The organism is Limnobaculum parvum, from assembly GCF_003096015.2.
Classification (GTDB): Bacteria; Pseudomonadota; Gammaproteobacteria; order Enterobacterales; family Enterobacteriaceae; genus Limnobaculum; species Limnobaculum parvum.
Map to the genome: position 1 here is coordinate 3,725,001 of NZ_CP029185.2, position 19,458 is coordinate 3,744,458.

At 46.8% G+C, this 19,458-nt stretch carries 16 protein-coding genes (1 of these 16 cut by a window edge); 7 read left to right on the plus strand and 9 right to left on the minus strand.

Annotated elements, in window-relative coordinates; genetic code table 11:
- The 3 genes from HYN51_RS15780 to HYN51_RS15790 all read right to left on the minus strand — a co-directional run.
- A protein-coding gene (locus HYN51_RS15780; protein WP_108900885.1) for an amino acid ABC transporter permease crosses the window boundary here: on the minus strand, window positions 1-522 show its 5' portion. The gene continues 225 nt to the left of window position 1, outside the view; only the first 522 of its 747 coding nucleotides appear in the window; its start codon is at window positions 520-522; its stop codon lies beyond the left edge, outside the window.
- A 1-nt stretch (window position 523) separates the two neighbouring features.
- On the minus strand, window positions 524-1,264 hold the full coding sequence (locus tag HYN51_RS15785) for an amino acid ABC transporter permease (protein WP_108900886.1): 741 nt from the start codon (window positions 1,262-1,264) through the stop codon (window positions 524-526).
- Window positions 1,265-1,445: 181 nt separating this feature from the next.
- Window positions 1,446-2,297 carry an ABC transporter substrate-binding protein gene (locus HYN51_RS15790; RefSeq protein ID WP_108900887.1) on the minus strand — a complete coding sequence of 284 codons (852 nt, stop codon included), beginning with the start codon at window positions 2,295-2,297 and terminating at the stop codon, window positions 1,446-1,448.
- A gap of 538 nt (window positions 2,298-2,835) precedes the next feature.
- On the opposite strand from HYN51_RS15790, the gene hemP reads away from it, so the two are divergent.
- The 6 genes from hemP (at window position 2,836) to HYN51_RS15820 (ending at window position 8,809) form a co-directional block, all read left to right on the plus strand.
- Window positions 2,836-3,018, plus strand: a complete 183-nt coding sequence (hemP, locus tag HYN51_RS15795) for a hemin uptake protein HemP (RefSeq protein ID WP_108900888.1) — start codon at window positions 2,836-2,838, stop codon at window positions 3,016-3,018.
- A 91-nt stretch (window positions 3,019-3,109) separates the two neighbouring features.
- On the plus strand, window positions 3,110-5,122 hold the full coding sequence (locus HYN51_RS15800; protein WP_108900889.1) for a TonB-dependent hemoglobin/transferrin/lactoferrin family receptor: 2,013 nt from the start codon (window positions 3,110-3,112) through the stop codon (window positions 5,120-5,122).
- A gap of 49 nt (window positions 5,123-5,171) precedes the next feature.
- Complete coding sequence (locus HYN51_RS15805) at window positions 5,172-6,212, plus strand: hemin-degrading factor (protein ID WP_108900890.1); 1,041 nt, start codon at window positions 5,172-5,174, stop codon at window positions 6,210-6,212.
- Window positions 6,209-7,039, plus strand: coding sequence for a heme/hemin ABC transporter substrate-binding protein (locus tag HYN51_RS15810; protein WP_108900891.1), 831 nt, complete (start codon window positions 6,209-6,211; stop codon window positions 7,037-7,039). Before HYN51_RS15805 ends, HYN51_RS15810 begins: the two co-directional genes overlap by 4 nt.
- Complete coding sequence (locus tag HYN51_RS15815; RefSeq protein WP_108900892.1) at window positions 7,036-8,040, plus strand: FecCD family ABC transporter permease; 1,005 nt, start codon at window positions 7,036-7,038, stop codon at window positions 8,038-8,040. Before HYN51_RS15810 ends, HYN51_RS15815 begins: the two co-directional genes overlap by 4 nt.
- Window positions 8,033-8,809: a heme ABC transporter ATP-binding protein gene (locus tag HYN51_RS15820; protein WP_192878421.1), complete on the plus strand. Its 777-nt coding sequence runs from the start codon at window positions 8,033-8,035 to the stop codon at window positions 8,807-8,809. The genes HYN51_RS15815 and HYN51_RS15820 overlap by 8 nt, the downstream gene beginning before the upstream one ends.
- A gap of 52 nt (window positions 8,810-8,861) precedes the next feature.
- Here HYN51_RS15820 and phoU read toward each other — a convergent pair whose 3' ends face one another.
- The 5 genes from phoU to pstS all read right to left on the minus strand — a co-directional run bounded on the left by phoU (window position 8,862) and on the right by pstS (window position 13,335).
- Complete coding sequence (gene phoU, locus HYN51_RS15825; protein WP_108902099.1) at window positions 8,862-9,575, minus strand: phosphate signaling complex protein PhoU; 714 nt, start codon at window positions 9,573-9,575, stop codon at window positions 8,862-8,864.
- Between the two features lie 16 nt (window positions 9,576-9,591).
- Window positions 9,592-10,365: a phosphate ABC transporter ATP-binding protein PstB gene (gene pstB, locus HYN51_RS15830; protein ID WP_407936357.1), complete on the minus strand. Its 774-nt coding sequence runs from the start codon at window positions 10,363-10,365 to the stop codon at window positions 9,592-9,594.
- 21 nt (window positions 10,366-10,386) lie between these two features.
- The gene (gene pstA, locus HYN51_RS15835; protein WP_108900894.1) at window positions 10,387-11,274 is read right to left on the minus strand and encodes a phosphate ABC transporter permease PstA; all 888 of its coding nucleotides are present in this window, start codon (window positions 11,272-11,274) and stop codon (window positions 10,387-10,389) included.
- Window position 11,275: 1 nt separating this feature from the next.
- Window positions 11,276-12,232, minus strand: coding sequence for a phosphate ABC transporter permease PstC (gene pstC / locus HYN51_RS15840; protein ID WP_108900895.1), 957 nt, complete (start codon window positions 12,230-12,232; stop codon window positions 11,276-11,278).
- Window positions 12,233-12,294: 62 nt separating this feature from the next.
- Entirely contained in the window at window positions 12,295-13,335 is a 1,041-nt protein-coding gene (gene pstS / locus HYN51_RS15845; protein WP_108900896.1) for a phosphate ABC transporter substrate-binding protein PstS, read from the minus strand.
- 410 nt (window positions 13,336-13,745) lie between these two features.
- Between pstS and HYN51_RS15850 the strand changes: the two genes are divergently transcribed.
- On the plus strand, window positions 13,746-17,888 hold the full coding sequence (locus HYN51_RS15850; protein WP_157953060.1) for an autotransporter outer membrane beta-barrel domain-containing protein: 4,143 nt from the start codon (window positions 13,746-13,748) through the stop codon (window positions 17,886-17,888).
- 112 nt (window positions 17,889-18,000) lie between these two features.
- Here HYN51_RS15850 and HYN51_RS15855 read toward each other — a convergent pair whose 3' ends face one another.
- On the minus strand, window positions 18,001-19,431 hold the full coding sequence (locus HYN51_RS15855) for a 6-phospho-beta-glucosidase (RefSeq protein ID WP_108900898.1): 1,431 nt from the start codon (window positions 19,429-19,431) through the stop codon (window positions 18,001-18,003).
- Between the last annotated feature and the right edge of the window lie 27 nt (window positions 19,432-19,458).

Below are 19,458 nucleotides of genomic sequence, written 5' to 3' on the forward strand. Positions count from 1 at the left end.
GACGATATACGCCAACGAAGTATCTTTAATCAGTGAAATCCATTGATTAATGAATGAGGGCACCATCATCCTCAACGCTTGGGGCAATACAATGTACCATAATACCTGCCAACGGTTGAATCCCAATGACATTCCTGCCTGCCACTGTCCTATACCGATAGCGATAATGCCAGCTTTTACGCCATGCGCTAAATAGGCTGATGAAATCAATGCCAGCGCGCAAACAACGGAGGTAAGCGCCGGGATATCAATACCAAATAGCATCGGCAACATAAAATAAGCCCAGAAGATCAGCATAATCACTGGAATAGCGCGAAAGAAGCCAAGGACAGCGGCAATAATTCCACCAACCCAACCACGAAACATTGCCAACGCCACACCAAGAATAATGCCTAAAATCGCTGACATCACACCAGCAATCAGACTGATAATCAGCGTCAGTGCCGCACCACCAATAGGCCCATCGGGATAAGCCCCCCACAGCAGATAATCCAGATTGTCATAAATAACGGTGAAATCCATATTAACGGCGCTCCTTGGCTAACAGACGATGTTCATACCACATACCCCAGGCTTCCATCACCGCAATCGCCACAATATATAACACGGTGGCAACGCCAAACGCCTGAAACGCTCTTAACGTTTCGGTCTCTACCTGACGTGAAGCATAGGAAAGTTCCGCCACGCCAATCGCCATAGCTAGGGAGGTACTTTTAACGATATTCATGTACTGGCCCAATAATGGAGGAAACGCAATTTTTAACGCCTGCGGTAAAATCACATAGCGCATTGATTGCCAGCCATTAAGCCCAAGAGCCAGTGCGGCATATTTCTGCCCATCCTTAACGCCCCGAATACCCGAACGAATCTCTTCAGCAATAAATGCCGAAAAATAGACCGTCAATCCGAACAGGGCTGCGATAAACTCAAAAGAAGGCCAGGCCAGCGTGAGCCCAAACAGCGTGATTTCATGAGGTGTATTTAACCAGGGAATGACTCCAGCAGGCAGCAATTTACCCACACCGAAGTACCAAAAGAAGAGCTGTACCAGCAGGGGAGTATTACGAAACAGGGAACAATAGGCAATCACCGGTAAACGCAAAACCGCCTGTTTGCTGTCTCTGGCTCCGGCAACCACCATACCCAATGCCGTAGCGGCAATAATCGAGACGGCAGACAGCCCCAACGTCAATAAAAAACCATCCCATAGCCATCCTAGGTATTCAGGCGCTAATAATAATTTTGTTAATTTTTCATCGAACATAAGCACCAGCTATTTATAACGGTTATCCACTAACCCTACTTTATTCCAATTAGTGTAGGTACAACCGGCAACCCTTGTATCACGGTTTAAACAGAAAGCCTCATTCTCTACAAACCAAAACAGGGCACGCCAAAGCATGCCCCGATCTGACTACCTGCAATAAAGTGAGCCTGTTAACTGATTAAGCTTTAGATGGATCAGGCGTTACCGTGCCAAACTTAAATTCCCCACGCGGCATGGAGGACTTGGTTTCAGGCCCGAACCAGCGGTTATAGATTTTGGCTGCTTCGCCATCTTTCTCCAGCTCCAACAGCACTTTGTTAACTTCTTCCGTCAGGCGGGTTTCGCCTTTAGTGATACCAACGCCTTGATATTCTTTAGTAATACTGAATGGTGTAATTTCAAAATCTGCTTTTACTGCATCCGGTAGATTGGCTAATAGGCCAACTAACTTAGCGTCATCCTGAGTAATCGCCTGAACGTTGCCATTACGCAATGCCGTAAAAGCAATCGGAGTATCATCATAGGAGATCACTTTAGCCGTTGGGTATTTATCCCGCAGCGTGATTTCCTGAACGGTGCCTTTATCGGCCCCGATCCGTAACTTAGCGATATCATCCGGCTGTTTTAACAAACCCTTATGAGAAATAAATTTTTGACCCGTAGCAAAATAAGGCACACTAAAATCAACTTCTTTAGCTCGCTGAGGCGTGATGGTGAAGTTAGCGGCAATCAGATCGACCTTCTTGGAAGTCAGTAAAGGAATACGGTTTGCCGGATTAGTCGCTTTCAACTCAACTTTAACCCCTAACGCTTTACCAATCGCATTAGCAATATCCACATCGTAACCCACAATCTTCTTAGTTTGTGGATCGACATAGCCAAACGGAGGATTACTGTCGAACACGGCAATATTCACTACACCCGCTTTTTTAATATCATCCAGTTGGTCTGCGTGAGCGACTGCTGCTGTGCCGGAAAGAGCAGCCAGTATAGTTAATGAAAGTACGCTTTGTTTTAATGTCAATTTCATGGCTGAATCCCGATGTATGAAAGAAAGAGTCGTGTTTGTGTCAGCCAGTTAAAGGCAAATCAGAGGCGGTGTGAAATAATATAAACCGATTTTATATTCCGTTTAGTTATAAGTATTTCTTGCGCAAAAATAGCCCGTTGTCGTCTCATAGCTATTCTTTCATGGTCTTTCATCGCGGTTAAATGAGCTCAAAACATCAATAAACCATCAATTTAAATGTAAATTAAATGTTTAAATCAACATCTAAATGAATCTAATTAATACGATAATAAACACAGTAAAACGGACTCATTTACAACCACACACACATTAAACAACTATTTAAAATCATATGTATATAAATATAACCCACATAAAAATAGAGACAACTTACAATAAATGATGTTCACTCACCCAATAACCATCTGATTCCAAAAATAAAAAATAAAAACATTTCATTAACATAACACGCATCACAAAATAAAGACTTGTTGAAGTTAATTTTTTAAATGATAATTATTATCAATTCGATATTAATTATCATTACCAAGTGGCTTGAATGAAAAATTTATCTTCCCAGGAACGCCCAACATTAAAACAACCGGTGGATCCCGTCTCTCCATTACCTCAGGTAAGCAGCCAACAGCTATTGGGGGAATCTGATATTTTATTGATTCAGCATCAGGGCCAACAGTATCAATTACGCATCACCAAAACCGGAAAACTGATTTTAACCAAATAATCATCAATACATAAAAACAGCCAGCCACCCAGACGATTAAGTTAAGGCAGCCAGCAACTTTCATTTAAAACATTCATGGAGAGTTGCAGTTATGCTTCGTCTGTCATCTTTAACCATTGCCGTTACCTGTGCATTACCGCTATCGGCCTATGCGGAAAGCCCGAAAAAAACGACCAATGAAGTCATGACCGTTACCGCAACGGGAAACGAACGCAATGCGTTTGAAGCCCCAATGATGGTCACCATAATAGATGCCAACGCCCCGGAAAATCTGGCGGCAAACAGCGCCGCCGATCTGGTGCGTTCTATTCCCGGCATTACCATCACGGGGACATCACGCAGTAACGGGCAAGATATCAACATGCGAGGATATGATAAACGCGGCGTGTTGACACTGGTCGACGGCATTCGTCAGGATACGGATACCGGGCACTTGAACGGTATTTTTCTCGATCCGGCACTGATTAAACGCGTTGAAGTGGTGCGTGGGCCTGCGGCTCAGTTGTATGGTAGCGGCGCACTCGGTGGAGTTATCTCCTTTGAAACCGTTGATGCAAAAGATTTACTGCGTAGCGGCGAAGCGGGTGGTGTTCGGCTATTTACCTCTGGTGCCACGCTGGATCACAGCCAGGCCTTGGGGGTAACAACATTTGGCAAAACAGATTCACTTGATGGCGTGTTTTCCGCCAACTTCCGTGATAAAGGCAACCTACGTTTAAGCAACGGCGAAACGGCGCCCAATGATGAGCAAATCGGTTCCTTCCTAGCTAAAGGTAAGTGGGCTATCACCGATGCTCAATCTCTGATGGCTAATCTGCGTTACTACAATAACGACGCTAAAGAACCTAAAAATCCACAAAACCTGAGTGCTGGCGGCACCACTACCGACGTGATGACTAACCGCACCACAGAGGATAAAGATGCCCAACTGGTATACAACCTGAATCCTGCGGATATGGACTGGCTGAATGCCACCACACGGGTTTACTACTCTGAAACCAATATCGACTCCTCACCTACCGGTCAGAAAGCGGAATATCGTAAGCAGAAAACTCAAGGTATCAAGCTGGATAATCGTTCACGCCTATTCCAAGAAAGTTTCATGCCAAACCAACTGACTTACGGCACTGAAACTTATAAGCAAAAGCAGATCCCCAGCGGAGCTACCACCAGCTTCCCAGATGCTGAAATTCGTTTTGCCTCAGGCTGGTTACAAGACGAGATTACCTTGCGCGATCTGCCCGTTTCTCTGATTGGTGCTATGCGCTATGACAATTACAAAGCCGAAAGCAGCGGCTATAGCGATATTGATGCCGACCAGTGGTCGCCGAAAGTGGCTTTATCCCTCTTCCCTACCGAATGGTTAAGTCTGTTTGCTTCCTATGCAGAAGCCTTCCGTGCGCCAACTATGGGTGAAATGTATAACGATTCCCTGCACTTCAGCATGGGGCCAACTATGAACAACTACTGGAAGCCTAACCCGAACTTGAAACCAGAAACCAACGCCACTCAGGAAGTTGGTTTTGGCCTGCGGTTTGACAACCTTTTGCTTGCGGATGATGACCTGAAATTTAAAGCCAGCTATTTCGGTACTAAAGCGGATGATTACATTTCGACCGCAGTCAATATGAAGATCGGATATCGCCCGGGTGTTGGCGTAATTTGCTCCCCGTGTGAAACCACTTCCGTCAATATTCCTCACGCCAAAATCTGGGGTTGGGATGTAATGATGGATTATCAGAGCCGCTATTTTGATTTAAATGTGGCTTATAACCGTACCAGCGGTAAAAACGACGATACCGGTGAATGGCTGTCAACCGTCAATCCGGACACTGTTTCTACCCGTCTGAACGTTCCTGTTGGTCATACCAATGCATCCGTTGGCTGGATGGGTGTATTTGCTAACCGCATCAACGATACGCCAACGCCGCAGCACGGTTATGCCACGCACGATTTCTATATTAGCTACAAACCGGAAATCCTTTCCGACAAATTAACCACCAGTGTGGTTATCGCTAACGCCTTCGATAAAGAGTACTACGCGCCTAACGGTACCCTTCAAGATGGCCGCAATGTGAAGCTATTCGCAAGCTATCAATTCTAACCACTATTCTCCTGTTTACAGGGGAAATATTATTATTCAGGAATAAAAAATGACCACTGTTTTATATCAAAGCTACTTACAGGCCAAACAGCAACACCCGGAAAAGTACGCCAGAGATCTGGCACAACTGCTCAATATTAGTGAAGCAGAGTTAACTCATTCCCGTGTCGGCCACGATGCCGTTCGCCTGAAAAGTGATATCAAAGACTTATTGGCCGCACTGGAAAGTGTTGGTGAAACAAAATCGATCACTCGCAACCAACACGCCGTACATGAGCAAGTCGGCAAATATACCAATCAACATTTAGGCGATCATGCCGGGTTGATTCTGAATCCTTATGCCTTGGACTTACGTCTGTTTCTTGAGCATTGGCTATTTGTCTTTGCTTTAAAGGAAGAGGGTAAGCGCGGCACTCGCCACAGCATCCAATTCTTTGATGAGCAGGGTAATGCACTGCACAAAGTCTACACCACGGAAAATACCGATATGGATGCTTGGCAAAAGGTGATCGATACTTTTATCCAACAGGATAATCCATCATTGAAGCTTGATGCAGTGCCAAAATCATCCGATAAGCAACCCTCGGTTGATAGTCAGGCAATCGACAGTGAATGGCGTGCAATGACTGATGTACATCAGTTTTTCAAACTGCTGAACAAGCATGGCATAACCCGTCAGCAGGCTTTTAATGCGGTTGAAGACGATCTGGCGCAGCGTGTAGATAATCAGTCACTCAGACAAATTCTACAAATGGCGAAAAACGAGGCCAACGACATTATGGTATTCGTCGGTAACCGAGGTTGTGTGCAGATTTTCACCGGGAAAATCGATCGCGTAGCGCCGATTGATGGCTGGATTAATATTTTCAATAAGGCGTTTGTACTGCACCTGATTGAAACCGATATTGCTGAAAGCTGGATAACCCGTAAACCGACCAAAGATGGTTTTGTTACCAGTCTGGAACTGTTTGCCGCTGACGGTACGCAAATCGCCCAACTTTATGGTCAACGCACCGAAGGGCATCCGGAACAGAAAACTTGGCGTACTCAAATAGACACCTTGTTACAACAACAAACGGTATCTGCATGAAAGGGCTAATCAATCGAGGGCTGATAGCCCTCTTTTCTGTGCTATCACTCAATGCGCTGGCCAGTGAACGAATTGTCAGTATTGGTGGGGATGTAACAGAAATCGTGTATGCGTTAGAGGCGCAGTCACAGCTGGTAGGGCGTGATTCAACCAGTACCTATCCGGAAGCGGCAAAGGCACTGCCCGATATTGGCTATATGCGCCAGTTAAACGCTGAAGGTATTCTTTCACTAAAACCCTCATTAGTACTTGCCAGCGACCAGTCGTTACCGGCACTGGCGTTGGAACAGGTTAGTCAGAGTGGGGTAAAGGTTGTCAGCATTCCTGGTAAACCATCGCTGGAAACCGTAACGGATAAAATCCACACTGTCGCTCAGGCGCTGGGCAAAGAGAAACAGGGAGAAAAACTGATTGCAGATTACCGCAATCAGTTAGCCGCGCTGCCGACGAGTCCATTGCCATCTAAAGTCCTGTTTATCATGAACTACGCCGGCTCAACACCCATGGCTGCTGGGCAAAACACCGCCGCTGACGCCATTATTACTATTGCGGGTGGCACCAATGCCATGCAGGGATTTAACAAGTATCGCCCACTTTCTCAGGAAGGCATTATTGCCGCTGCACCGGATATTCTGTTAATCACCTCGGCGGGATACGCGACGTTTGGCAGTGAAGACAATATTTGGCAATTAGCCGGTATCAGCCAGACCCCTGCCGGAAAGAATAAACATTTATTGGTGGTGGACGATCTCGCTCTGCTTGGTTTTAGTCTGAAAACGCCAGCAGTTATCGCTGAACTGCTTAAAGCGATGGAACACACGGGATGAATAGCTACATTTCACCACGCTACTGGCTGGTGGTAATGTTGACGGCATTGGTCATCCTGATGCTGTTTGCCGCTAATCTGGGGCCAGTCAAACTCTCATTTTATACCCTGGTAACCCACTCAGGCGAGGAGGCGAACTGGCACATTTGGTTGAATATTCGTCTTCCCAGAGTGTTGCTGGCAACCCTTATCGGTGCCGCTTTAGCGGTATCCGGCGCTATCATGCAAGGGTTATTTCGTAATCCACTGGCTGACCCAGGATTATTAGGGATCAGTACCGGCGCGGCCCTGTGCGTGGCGCTGGCAATTCTGCTCCCGCTGCCATTAACGGGCGTTATAAAACTATACGGGCATACGCTGGCCGCCTTTGGTGGAAGCATTGCCGTTTGTTGCCTGCTTTATGCTTTGAGCAAAACCGGTCATGGCAGCCTCACTCGCTTACTGTTAACCGGTATTGCGCTTAATGCCCTGGCCGGAGCGGCTATTGGCGTTATTAGTTATATCAGTGATGACCAACAGTTACGGCAGTTCTCCCTTTGGAGCATGGGTAGTTTAGGTCAGGCTCAGTGGTCAACCTTGATCATTGCTGCCTCATTAATTTTACCGGCGATTGCGATCGGCCTGCGCCTGTCACGGCTATTGAACATATTACAGTTGGGCGATGAAGAGGCTCACTATCTTGGGGTTAATGTCGAGTCGGTCAAATTGGGTTTATTGATGCTAAGTGCATTACTGATCGGCACCGCGGTCGCGATGAGTGGAATCATTGGCTTTATTGGGTTGGTGATCCCCCATCTTATCCGCTTACAGCTTGGCTCCGATCATCGTTGGCTATTACCCGGCTCGGTATTAGGGGGGGCTTGCCTGCTGCTGCTAGCCGATACGCTGGCCAGAACGTTGGCATCTCCGGCAGAAATTCCGGTCGGCTTAATTACCAGCCTGTTGGGTGGCCCCTATTTTTTATGGCTTATTTTACGCCAAAGAGAGATACCCCGTGCTTAAGGCTGAACATCTAAACTATAGCCGGTATAACCGCAATATTATCAATCAGGTTTCGCTGACCCTGAACCCCGGTGAGCTGGTGGCGATTATCGGCCCCAATGGAGCAGGCAAATCAACCCTGTTGCGTATTCTGACCGGGTATATTCAGCCGGACAGTGGCCACTGCCAGTTGCAAAATCGCCCTCTGCATCAGTGGCAACATAAAGATTTAGCAGCGGTTCGTGCCGTAATGAATCAACACAGCGCACTGACCTTTCCTTTTAGCGTACAGGAAGTAATTGCTATGGGGCGCACGCCTTATGGTAATCATCATCAGAATCAACAGGCCATTGATCATGCGATAAGCATCACGGAATGCACACCTCTGCTTAACCGCCAATACAATCAACTCTCCGGTGGAGAAAAACAGCGGATACAGTTAGCCCGCCTGTTAGCCCAACTGTGGCATCCAACGCCAGTAGAACGGTTGCTGTTTCTTGATGAGCCTACTTCGGCGTTAGATCTCTACCATCAGCAGCAAACATTACGTTTACTGAAGCAGATGACACGTCAGGCCCCCTTTTCCGTTTGTACCGTGCTGCACGATCTGAATCTGGCGGCACTGTATGCGGATAGAATTCTGTTATTACATCAAGGAAGTATTGTTGCCAGCGGAACGCCGGGGGAAGTGCTAAAAGATAAATTGCTAACGCGCTGGTATCAGGCGGATCTCTGCGTTTATGCGCATCCTGAAAATGCTGAAGTGCCGCAAATTTGTTTAAGAAGATAAGCTCACGCCCGGCTCAGAAAACATCATGATCGGGCGTGAACTCACAGTCGCTTTACTTTTTCGCCAGCAGGCTTTCAACTTCATCACCGCTACGGTGACGGAAATCCTGACCTTTCACGAAGTAGAAAATAAATTCACAAATGTTCTGACAGCGATCGCCAATACGCTCAATAGAACGCGCACAGGCCAGAGCAGTTAATACGCTGGGAATCGAGCGCGGGTCTTCCATCATATAGGTCATTAGTTGGCGGATAATTCCTTCATATTCCTGATCGACTTTCTTATCTTCCCGATAGATACGGACCGCTTCATCAATATCCATACGCGCAAAGGCATCAAGCACATCATGTAACATTTGAACCGTATGGCGACCTAACGATTCCAGATTCACCAGCAGCGGCTTGTGCTGCTGAGAGAACTTTTCCAGCGCCATACGACAAATTTTATCCGCAACATCGCCAATACGCTCCAGTTCTGAAACCGTTTTGGTGATGGCCATGACTAAACGCAGGTCGCTGGCGGTGGGTTGACGCTTGGCAATAATCCGCACGCAGGCTTCATCAATCGCCACTTCCATATTGTTAACTTTACGATCGTCTTCAATCACCCGGCGGGCCAGCTCTTCATCTGCCTGGTGCATAGCATTGATGGCATCGGTTAACTGTTGTTCCACCAGACCGCCCATGACCATGACCTGAGTACGTATATGTTCCAGTTCCGCATTAAACTGGCCGGAAATGTGTTTGCCTAAATTAAGGTTTTCCATTGTGGGTTCCCCGTTATCAACCATAGCGACCAGTAATGTAGTCTTCAGTTTGTTTCTTCTGCGGTGCGGTAAACAGCATATCGGTATCAGAGTACTCAATCAGCTCGCCCAAATACATAAATGCCGTATGGTCAGAACAACGAGCCGCCTGCTGCATATTATGGGTGACGATCACCACGGTATATTCAGATTTTAATTCGCTAATCAGCTCTTCTATACGACCGGTAGAAATCGGATCGAGCGCTGAACAAGGCTCATCCAGCAACAGTACTTCCGGGCGAATGGCAATGCCACGGGCAATACACAGACGCTGTTGCTGACCACCAGACAGGCTGTAGCCACTCTGATTCAGTTTATTTTTGGTTTCATCCCACAGCGCGGCTTTGGTTAATGCCCACTGCACTCGCTCATCCATCTCTGCACGGGGCAAGCGTTCAAACAGGCGTACGCCAAAGGCAATATTGTCATAAATCGACATCGGGAATGGCGTTGGCTTTTGGAACACCATGCCTACTTTTGCCCGTAGCAATGCGACGTCCTGATTATCTTCAAGGATATTTTGACCATCTAACAGAATTTGTCCGGTGGCATGCTGTTCCGGATAAAGCTGATACATTTTATTGAATGTCCGCAGCAAAGTTGATTTACCACAGCCAGACGGTCCAATAAACGCCGTGACCTGATTTTTGGCGATATCCAAGGAGATATTCTTTAACGCATGGAATTTGCCGTAATAAAAATTCAGATCCCGTACCTGAATCTTGCTGTCGGTTGAGTTGTCGTCACTCATCAGATTCATTAAGTCGTCTCTCTAGTATTTTTTACTGGCAAAAACTACACGCGCCAGAATATTTAATAACAATACACACAGGGTAATCAGCAATACACCAGCCCAAGCTAACTGTTGCCACTCAGCAAAAGGACTCATGGCAAATTTGAAAATGGTTACCGGCAAATTGGCAATCGGATGGCTCAGGTCAAGGCTCCAGAACTGATTGGACAGTGCAGTAAACAGCAAGGGTGCGGTTTCCCCGGCAATACGGGCAATGGCTAGCAGCACGCCTGTGACAATGCCGGAAAGAGAGGCTTTCAGCGTCAGAGAAAGAATAATCTTCCACTTAGGCGTACCCAGCGCGTAGGCCGCTTCCCGTAGGGTGTCCGGAACCAGTCGTAACATATTCTCAGTAGTACGAATGACGATAGGCACTTGTAATAACGCCAGTGCAATCACACCAGCCCAACCGGAAAAATGCTCCATTTGCATTACCACAATGGTGTAAACAAACAGACCAACCACAATGGACGGAGCCGACAGCAAAATATCGTTAATAAAACGCACCACTGAAGCAAATATCGACTTACGACCATATTCCGCCAGATAGATACCCGCCAAAATCCCCAACGGAGTACCGATCACCGTCGCCCACAGAATCAGTAGGCCACTACCTGCAAGAGCATTGGCTAATCCACCGCCCGCGGTATTCGGCGGCGGCGTCATTTCGGTAAATAGCGCCATCGACATACCGTCGATGCCTTTGGTAATCGTCGAAAACAGAATCCAGATTAACCAAAACAAGCCAAAAGCCATCGCCATCATCGAAATCAACAGCGCGATACGGTTTTTTTGACGGCGCCACGACTGCATACGTCTGCGACTGGTATAAAAAGAGGCGATTTCAGATTTATTGGTCGTCGTCATCTTAGCGTCCCTCATTTTTATTTAATCTGAGAATCATTAATTTAGATAGGGACAGTACAATAAAGGTGATAACAAACAGGATTAACCCCAACTCCATCAACGCGGCGGTATGCAGCCCTGATTCAGCCTCAGCAAACTCATTCGCCAGCGCAGAAGTAATACTGTTACCCGGCATATACAGGGAGAAGCTATCCAATTGGTAAGTGTTGCCAATAATGAAGGTCACCGCCATAGTTTCCCCTAAGGCGCGACCCAAACCCAGCATAATGCCGCCAATCACACCATTTTTGGTATAAGGCAGCACGATATTGCGGATCACTTCCCAAGTGGTACAACCGATGCCGTAAGCGGACTCTTTTAACAGCGTTGGCGTTTGTTCAAACACGTCACGCATTACCGCAGCGATATAAGGAATAATCATGATGGCCAGAATAATACCGGCGGCTAAAATACCGATACCAAATGCTGGGCCAGAAAACAGCGTGCTAATAATAGGAATGTTAGCCACCACATCCCCTACCGGCTGCTGAAAGTATTCGGCAAACAACGGAGCGAAAATAAACAGCCCCCACATGCCGTAAACAATGCTGGGTATAGCCGCCAATAGTTCAATGGCAATACCCAATGGGCGTTTTAACCATTTAGGTGACAGTTCAGTCAGGAACAGCGCGATACCAAAACTTACCGGTACGGCAATAAGTAACGCAATGATGGACGTTACGATGGTGCCATAAATGGGAACCAGCGCCCCAAACTCATCGGCTGGCGCATCCCACTCTTTATGCCAGAGAAAGCTGATGCCAAACTTTTGAATGCTAGGCCATGAAGCAATCACCAGAGAGATGATTATGCCGCCCAATAATAAAAGCGTAATCAGCGCTGCCAGTTTAACCAGCGCGCCAAAAATAATATCACCCTTCTTTCCCGGCGCTTTCATTACCGGCTTATGTACCGCCATTAAGTCTCTCTTTCATATTTACGGCCCTCTTCCATCTATCGGAAGAGGGCGGTTAGGAATGATTAATAGAGCGCTTTACCGCTGCTATCTTTAACCTGTGTTTTCCAGGCTGCACGAACTTGTTCAGTCACCGTGTCTGGCAGTACCGCATAATCAAGCTCTGTTGCCAGAGAGCCGCCTTTTTTGTAGCCCCAGTCAAAGAACTTCAGTACTTCTGCGCCACGTTTGGCATCTTTCTGAGTTTTGTGTACCAAAATAAACGTGGTTGAAGTAATCGGCCATACATCTTTGCCCTTCTGGAAGGTCAGATCCTGAGCAAAAGATTTAGACCAGTCGATACCTTTAGCCGCCGCACTGAACGATTGCTGAGTTGGGCTTACCGCTTCACCATCTGCTGATATTAGTTTGGTATAGGCCAGATTATTTTGCTTAGCGTAAGCATACTCAACATAACCAATAGAACCCGGCAAACGCTGAACAAAGGCTGCAATACCATCATTACCTTTACCACCTAAGCCCACCGGCCATTTAACGGTAGAACCAACCCCAACCTTCTCTTTCCAATCTGGATTCACTTTTGCCAAATAGCTGGTGAACACGAAAGAGGTTCCTGAACCATCGGCACGACGCACTACTGCGATATCCTGCTCTGGCAGTTTGACGCCAGGATTCAGTTTAACAATCGCCGGATCGTTCCACTTTTTCACCGTACCCAGATAGATATCGCCCAAGGTTTTTCCATCTAGGGTTAATTCCCCTGATTTAATTCCCTGAACATTCACCGCCAATACCACACCGCCAATGACGGTTGGGAACTGGAATAGATCATCTTTAGCCAGCTTTTCCTCATCCAGAGGCGCATCTGACGCACCAAAATCTACCGTATTGGCATTAATTTGCTTAACGCCACCGGACGAACCAATCCCTTGATAGTTAATGTTATTACCGCTCTCTTTTTGATAGCTATCCGCCCATTTTGCATAGACGGGTGCAGGGAACGTAGCACCGGCACCGGTAATATTCTCTGCCGCAAATGCTGACAAAGTTGTCAGAGAAACAGCTGCTGCAATACCATAAGCAATGGTTGTACGTGTCAGTTTCATCATTCCTCCTAAAGGAATTTATTGGCTCTGTATCGTTAAAAATCAGACTGGTGATGAGTACAAGCGCAAAGATAAGACCGTTTAGTGACAGTATAATGTCAACTAGGTTACAGTTTTATGACAGTGAGAAATTTTGATTTAACTAAGCCATGTTTTTATGAAATGTTACCCGAAGCGGTTGATAGCAATAATGACATTTTATTCCCTTCTTTTTTCACACTTCCCATTTCTATAAATTAATACTTTTTTCTTATTGAATTTTTATTCATAAACAACACATGAGCTTAGGTTGTTTATTAAGCAATTTATCGTCTACCTTCCAACCCGTTAATAATACCAGTGCTACATTTAATTTACGTAGGTGATTACTACGCATTTAACTACATATATAAGTAATGGCGGTGCATCCTATGTTGACTAAAAACACCTTTGAGAGAAAATTTACTTTATCAATATTATCAACGATATTGATCTGTAGTTTTCCAAGTCTATTGAATCAGGCGAATGGCGCAACTATTCCACTGACTGACAACAACACATATTCACAAATTAAAGCTAATACCAATGATATCGGTTCTGGAAATAATATTACGGTTAGTTCCAGCGTAGGAAGTTCAAATGACGGGGCGGTTTCGGCTCTGGACGGCGGGAACATCACTTTATCTAACAGTAATATCAGTAATGTGTGGAACAGCACCGCCGGATCCCGCGCGGTTAATGCACGTGGTACTAACAGCGTCGTTACACTCAATAACACCAATGCCCAGTTAAGCGCCACTCAGGCCAGCAACGGCGATGCCAGCTCGGTGGTTTCTGCCACCAGTAACGGTAACGTGTTTATTACTGGGGGGACTTTCGCAGCAGCCGGGGCTTATGTTCGTGGTCTTTCCGCTGCGGGTGATAATCCGGATAATGGCGGCGGTTATATCCGTGCCGAAAATGCCACGATCACCACACTGGGAAATTTCGGCCTTGGCGTACAGGCTTACGGCTCTAACAACCCATTAATGCCGGTAACACAAGTAGATTTAATCGGTGGTTCTGTGACCACCAACTCCACCAACTATGCGCCCGCACTGCAATCTGCTCGTATTGGTGCATTGATTACCACCCAAAATACTAACCTTACAGCTAATGGCGCTAATAACTTGGTGGTTGATGTTAACCGGGGCGGCGGCGTCAATATTGCAGGGGGTAATATCGTTGCCAACGGTGCTACCAGCGCGGGTATTTCCGCTGATGGTAGTGGCAGCCACGCCGTCGTCAACGGCAGTAACATCATCATGAACGGAGAAAAATCAGTTGGTGTATCCGCCAGCAATGGAGGGATTGCGGATATCTCCAATAATTCTATTGCCCTTACCGACATAGGCACCAACGGCATGGGCGCTTATGCTTCCGGTTCAGCTTCAGGTATTAATCTAATTAATACGGTAATTAATGTTAAAGGTGCAGGAACAAACGGTGGCAATGCACCCATTGGCGTAGGTTCTGAAAATGGAGGAACGGTGACCTTAACCGGCGGTAGCGTCACTATGGATGGCGCTAACCGGACTATTGCAGCCAGAGTAGTTAACAACGGTACCCTGACGGCCACCGGCACTCTTTTTGCCACCAAAGGCAATAACTCACATGCCGTGATGTCTTGGTTAAACGATCCTGTGGCCACAGGAATAATCACCTTAAATAATGCTACCATCACCACCGCAGGTACCAACGCCTATGGCCTTACCGCTAATAACAGTGCCAATGCCCAAATAACGGCTAACAATACCAATATCACCACCACCGGAGATATTGGTCGCGGTGTCTATGCCTGGAATGGCGGTGCCGTTACGCTTAACGGTGGCAATATTACCACCAGCGGTAGTCTGGCGTCCGGGTTACAGGCAGCTGGTACCAGCAGCTATTCGCCAAATGCTCAGGCGCAAATCAACGCAACCGGTATACAAGTCACCACATCGGGCTCTTTATCTGATGGTATCACCGCCGGATGGAGCGATGGCAGTATGGGATTGGTTAATGTTACTAACAGTCAGGTTAATACTTCCGGTGAATCCAGTGCCGGTGCGGCTGCCCGCTATGCCGGTACCATTAACCTATTCAATACCACCATCCAAGCCACCGGCGATCAATCCGCAGCCGTTTATGCTGAGGGGGGTGGTGTCGTATCGGTCAATAACTCCAGCCTTACTTCAACAAAATCTGATGGTGTTTCATTAAGCAACAGTGCAACCGTCACGCTAAATAATAGCCAAGTGATTGCCAATGGTGCTTCCATCAGTTCTGTTCTTAACCTCGCAGGCCAGACTCAAAATATTACCGTTGGTGCTGGCAGCCAGTTATTACAAAATAACGGTACGCTGTTGCAAGTTACCCGAACTGATGCGGGTATGGACGGCATCATCAACTTGACGCTGGCCCCAGGCTCTAAAGCCAGTGGCGATATCAGCGATTTGAATGGACTTACCAACGACTTTACTCGTTCCGGAGGGGGAAAAACTAACTTTATCGTTCAGGATGGCGCCCGCTGGATAGGGATGGTTAGAGGCATCAACGATATTGTTGTTGGTGGTAACAGTCAGTTTGTTAACGATGGAAGTGCGCCGATTAATGGCAATATTAATAGCGGGCAAAACGCCTCACTGATATTTAATAACAACACTTTTATCAACGGCGTTCTTCAACTCAACAGCGGTTCTAATGCTAGCTTTAATGGTAATTCAACCATCGTTCAAAACGTCATTGGTAATGGCTCAATTATCAGTTTCTTGCAAGACGCCATCTTGCAACACAACCTGATTGGTAGTAGTGCATCCCAACTGATTTTTAATGGTAATACCAATATCAGTAATGATGTAACCGGTAGCGGCAATTCAAACTTTACCTTCGCCGGAAATACTCAAATTGGCGGTAACCTAAGTGGTGATTTAACCAACTTCACTTTCAGTAAAACCGGAAATACGCACATTGTCGGAAATATTGACTTAACCAACTCATCAACGATTCATGGGGGAACCCAGCAAAATCCTATCGTTATTGATGGAAATGCGCTGGTATCCAATGGCTCAATACTGGGCGGTAACTTAGTGGTAAACGGCGCGCTGTCCGGATCGGGGGGTACTGTAGCGCCGGGGAACTCCGTCGGTACTCAAACTTACGCCAGCATGGCCCAATTTAGTGGTAATTATGCTGCGGAGGTCAATGCCGCCGGTCAATCAGATAATATTATTATTCAGGGCAATGCGGATTTGTCAGGTATCAACCTGTCTGTTGCTCAGGAAAACGGTACCGGTGGATATCAACTCAACCACCTGTATACCATTTTGCAAACCACCAATGGTGGTGTAGTACAAAACACCTTTGCCAGTACGGCGCTTAACGCTAACTTGCAAAATACGCTGGTGAAACTGGATCCGGTCAGTTATGGCACTGACGCGGTACAGGTTAGTTTGTCTGTTGATGAACAAAAACTGGCGGCAAAACAAGGGGATTTAACCTCCAACCAGAAAAATACGCTATCTGGTATTGTCGGTGCTGCCGGACAAAACAGCGCGGTTGATGCAGCAATGCAATCAACCAACACTGCTAATGCACTGGATCAGCTTTCTGGTGAAATTCACGCCAGCCTGCGTTCATCACTGTTTGCCTCCAGCACCATGCTAACGGATACGGTCATGAGCAGAGCCCGCCCGGAACACCGTGGATCTCAAGCCAGCAATCAGGTATGGGTACAAACGCTTGGGGGTAAATACAGTCTGGATGGAAATAGTAATGCCGCTAAGAGTACCAATAAAAATGGAGGGATCGCTGTAGGTGGCGCGCTTGCCCTTGATGGCGGCTGGCAACTTGGTCTGGCTCTGGCCTACAACAACGAAGATATTGATGTCGATGCGCGTTCATCCTCCGCCGATGTGGATACTACCACCATGATGGCTTATGCCAACAATAGCTGGGCCGCAGGAGCTGGTAATGTCAATCTGGTCATTGGCGGCGGATATAGCTGGCATAGCATTGATACCGAGCGTAACGTTAATTTAGTCAATCAAAAGCTAACCGCTTCGTATGATGCAAATACCACTCAGGCCTTTGCGGATATTGGCTACGCCATTCCAGTCACGACCAACTTTACCGTTGAACCTTACACCGGTATGGCTTGGTATCGTCAAAGCACCGATGACTTTACCGAACACAATGGCAATGCTGCATTGAAAGGGCAAGGGGACGATCAGGATGTCACGCTGTATAATCTGGGGCTTCGTAACCAGTTGAAGTTCTCTGTTGCTCATACACCCGCAGCGGTCAATATGTCTGCTGGCTGGCGCCATGCGGCAGGAGACGTAGATTCCGACGTTAAACTGGGCCTAGCTCAAAACGCGACCCCAACCTACACCGTAACCGGCGCACCGATAACCAAAGATGCAGCGGTGGTTTCCATTGGGATAGAGGCTCAGGTTTTAAATAATGCGGTAGTCGGTACGGCGTATAATGGCCAGCTATCTGATGATAATTCAGATAATGCCGGTTCTCTCTATTTCAAATATACCTTCTAATAAACGTTTAAAAAGTACCAGACAAAAGCCCCTAAACCTGACTGATTTAGGGGCTTATGGAAAGACAAAATAGAAAGGGGATATCGCATAAAACAGATATCCCCTTTCTTTATTAACTCAGATCTGAGCCGTTACTGGCGATGACCTTCTTATACCAGTAAAACGATTTTTTTCTCTTTCTGGCCAAGGTACCATTTCCCTGATCATCACGATCGACATAGACAAAGCCATAGCGTTTACTCATTTCCCCGGTGGAAGCAGAAACCAGATCAATACATCCCCAAGAGGTATAACCAATAACCGGAATACCATCTTCAATCGCATCCCCCATCGCTTTGATATGCTCACGCAAATAGCTGATGCGGTATTCGTCGTCGATTTCACCCTGCTGATTCATTTCGTCTTTCGCACCCAGACCATTTTCCACTAGGAACAGCGGTTTCTGGTAACGGTCATACATCATGTTCATGGTAATCCGCAGACCTAAGGGATCGATCCCCCACCCCCATTCGCTGGCCTGAATATGTGGATTCTTCAGAGATTTAACGATATTGGCAGCACTGCTGTTGTGCTCGTTCATATCAGCCGATGCACAGCGGGAAGCGTAATAGCTAAAAGAGACAAAATCGACACTGTTCTTGAGGATCTCGCTATCCCCCTCCTCCATCTCGATGGTAATGCCTTTTTCCCGAAACAGGCGTTTTGTGTACGAAGGATAAGCACCTCGAGCCTGAACATCGATGAAAAATAAGTTCTCTCGGTCTTTTTCCAGCGCCGCCCAAACATCTTCGGGTTTGCACGACCACGGGTAGAAATTACCACCAGCCAGCATGCAACCAACCTGATTGTGCGGGTTGACCTCATGGGCAATTCTAGTGGCTAAAGCACTCGCCAACAGCTCGTGATGTGCAGCCTGATATTTTACCTGTTCCTGATTATCATCTTTTTCGAACACCAGCCCCGCACCGGAGAATGGACTATGTAGCAAAATATTGATTTCATTAAACGTGAGCCAGTATTTCACCAATCCATCAAACGCTTCAAAACAGGTACGAGCGTAGTGTGTAAAAAACTCAACCATTTTCCTGTTACGCCACGAGCCGTACTCACGTACCAGATGCATTGGTACATCAAAGTGGCATAGTGTCACCAGCGGCTCGATACCATGCTTTTTGCATTCAGTGAAAACATCGCGGTAGAAGGCAATACCCTCTGCATTAGGTACTGATTCATTCCCGTTTGGGAAAATACGACTCCAGGCAATCGAAGTACGAAATACGCTAAACCCCATTTCCGCCATGAGGGCGATGTCATCTTTATAGCGATAATAAAAATCGATGCCTAAATGGCTGGGGTAAAATTCATCATCACGTAATGTAAACCGTTTTTCCTGACCCAGTTTTACCGCCAACCGATCTTTGCCGTGAGGGATCATATCAACCGTAGTCAGCCCTTTACCGCCGTCAAGATAAGCGCCTTCGGCCTGATTGGCAGCTAGTGCACCACCCCATAAAAAATCTGCGGGGAAAACAGACGCTGACATAAGGATACCTCTTATAAATTAATTTAC

Bases quoted from the DNA above. Each gene is read 5' to 3' on its own strand.
- HYN51_RS15785 (WP_108900886.1), bottom strand. From the start codon at position 1,264: ATGTTCGATGAAAAATTAACAAAATTATTATTAGCGCCTGAATACCTA.
- HYN51_RS15790 (WP_108900887.1), bottom strand. From the start codon at position 2,297: ATGAAATTGACATTAAAACAAAGCGTACTTTCATTAACTATACTGGCT.
- hemP (WP_108900888.1), top strand. From the start codon at position 2,836: ATGAAAAATTTATCTTCCCAGGAACGCCCAACATTAAAACAACCGGTG.
- HYN51_RS15800 (WP_108900889.1), top strand. From the start codon at position 3,110: ATGCTTCGTCTGTCATCTTTAACCATTGCCGTTACCTGTGCATTACCG.
- HYN51_RS15805 (WP_108900890.1), top strand. From the start codon at position 5,172: ATGACCACTGTTTTATATCAAAGCTACTTACAGGCCAAACAGCAACAC.
- HYN51_RS15810 (WP_108900891.1), top strand. From the start codon at position 6,209: ATGAAAGGGCTAATCAATCGAGGGCTGATAGCCCTCTTTTCTGTGCTA.
- HYN51_RS15815 (WP_108900892.1), top strand. From the start codon at position 7,036: ATGAATAGCTACATTTCACCACGCTACTGGCTGGTGGTAATGTTGACG.
- phoU (WP_108902099.1), bottom strand. From the start codon at position 9,575: ATGGAAAACCTTAATTTAGGCAAACACATTTCCGGCCAGTTTAATGCG.
- pstB (WP_407936357.1), bottom strand. From the start codon at position 10,365: ATGAGTGACGACAACTCAACCGACAGCAAGATTCAGGTACGGGATCTG.
- pstA (WP_108900894.1), bottom strand. From the start codon at position 11,274: ATGACGACGACCAATAAATCTGAAATCGCCTCTTTTTATACCAGTCGC.
- pstC (WP_108900895.1), bottom strand. From the start codon at position 12,232: ATGGCGGTACATAAGCCGGTAATGAAAGCGCCGGGAAAGAAGGGTGAT.
- pstS (WP_108900896.1), bottom strand. From the start codon at position 13,335: ATGAAACTGACACGTACAACCATTGCTTATGGTATTGCAGCAGCTGTT.
- HYN51_RS15850 (WP_157953060.1), top strand. From the start codon at position 13,746: ATGTTGACTAAAAACACCTTTGAGAGAAAATTTACTTTATCAATATTA.
- HYN51_RS15855 (WP_108900898.1), bottom strand. From the start codon at position 19,431: ATGTCAGCGTCTGTTTTCCCCGCAGATTTTTTATGGGGTGGTGCACTA.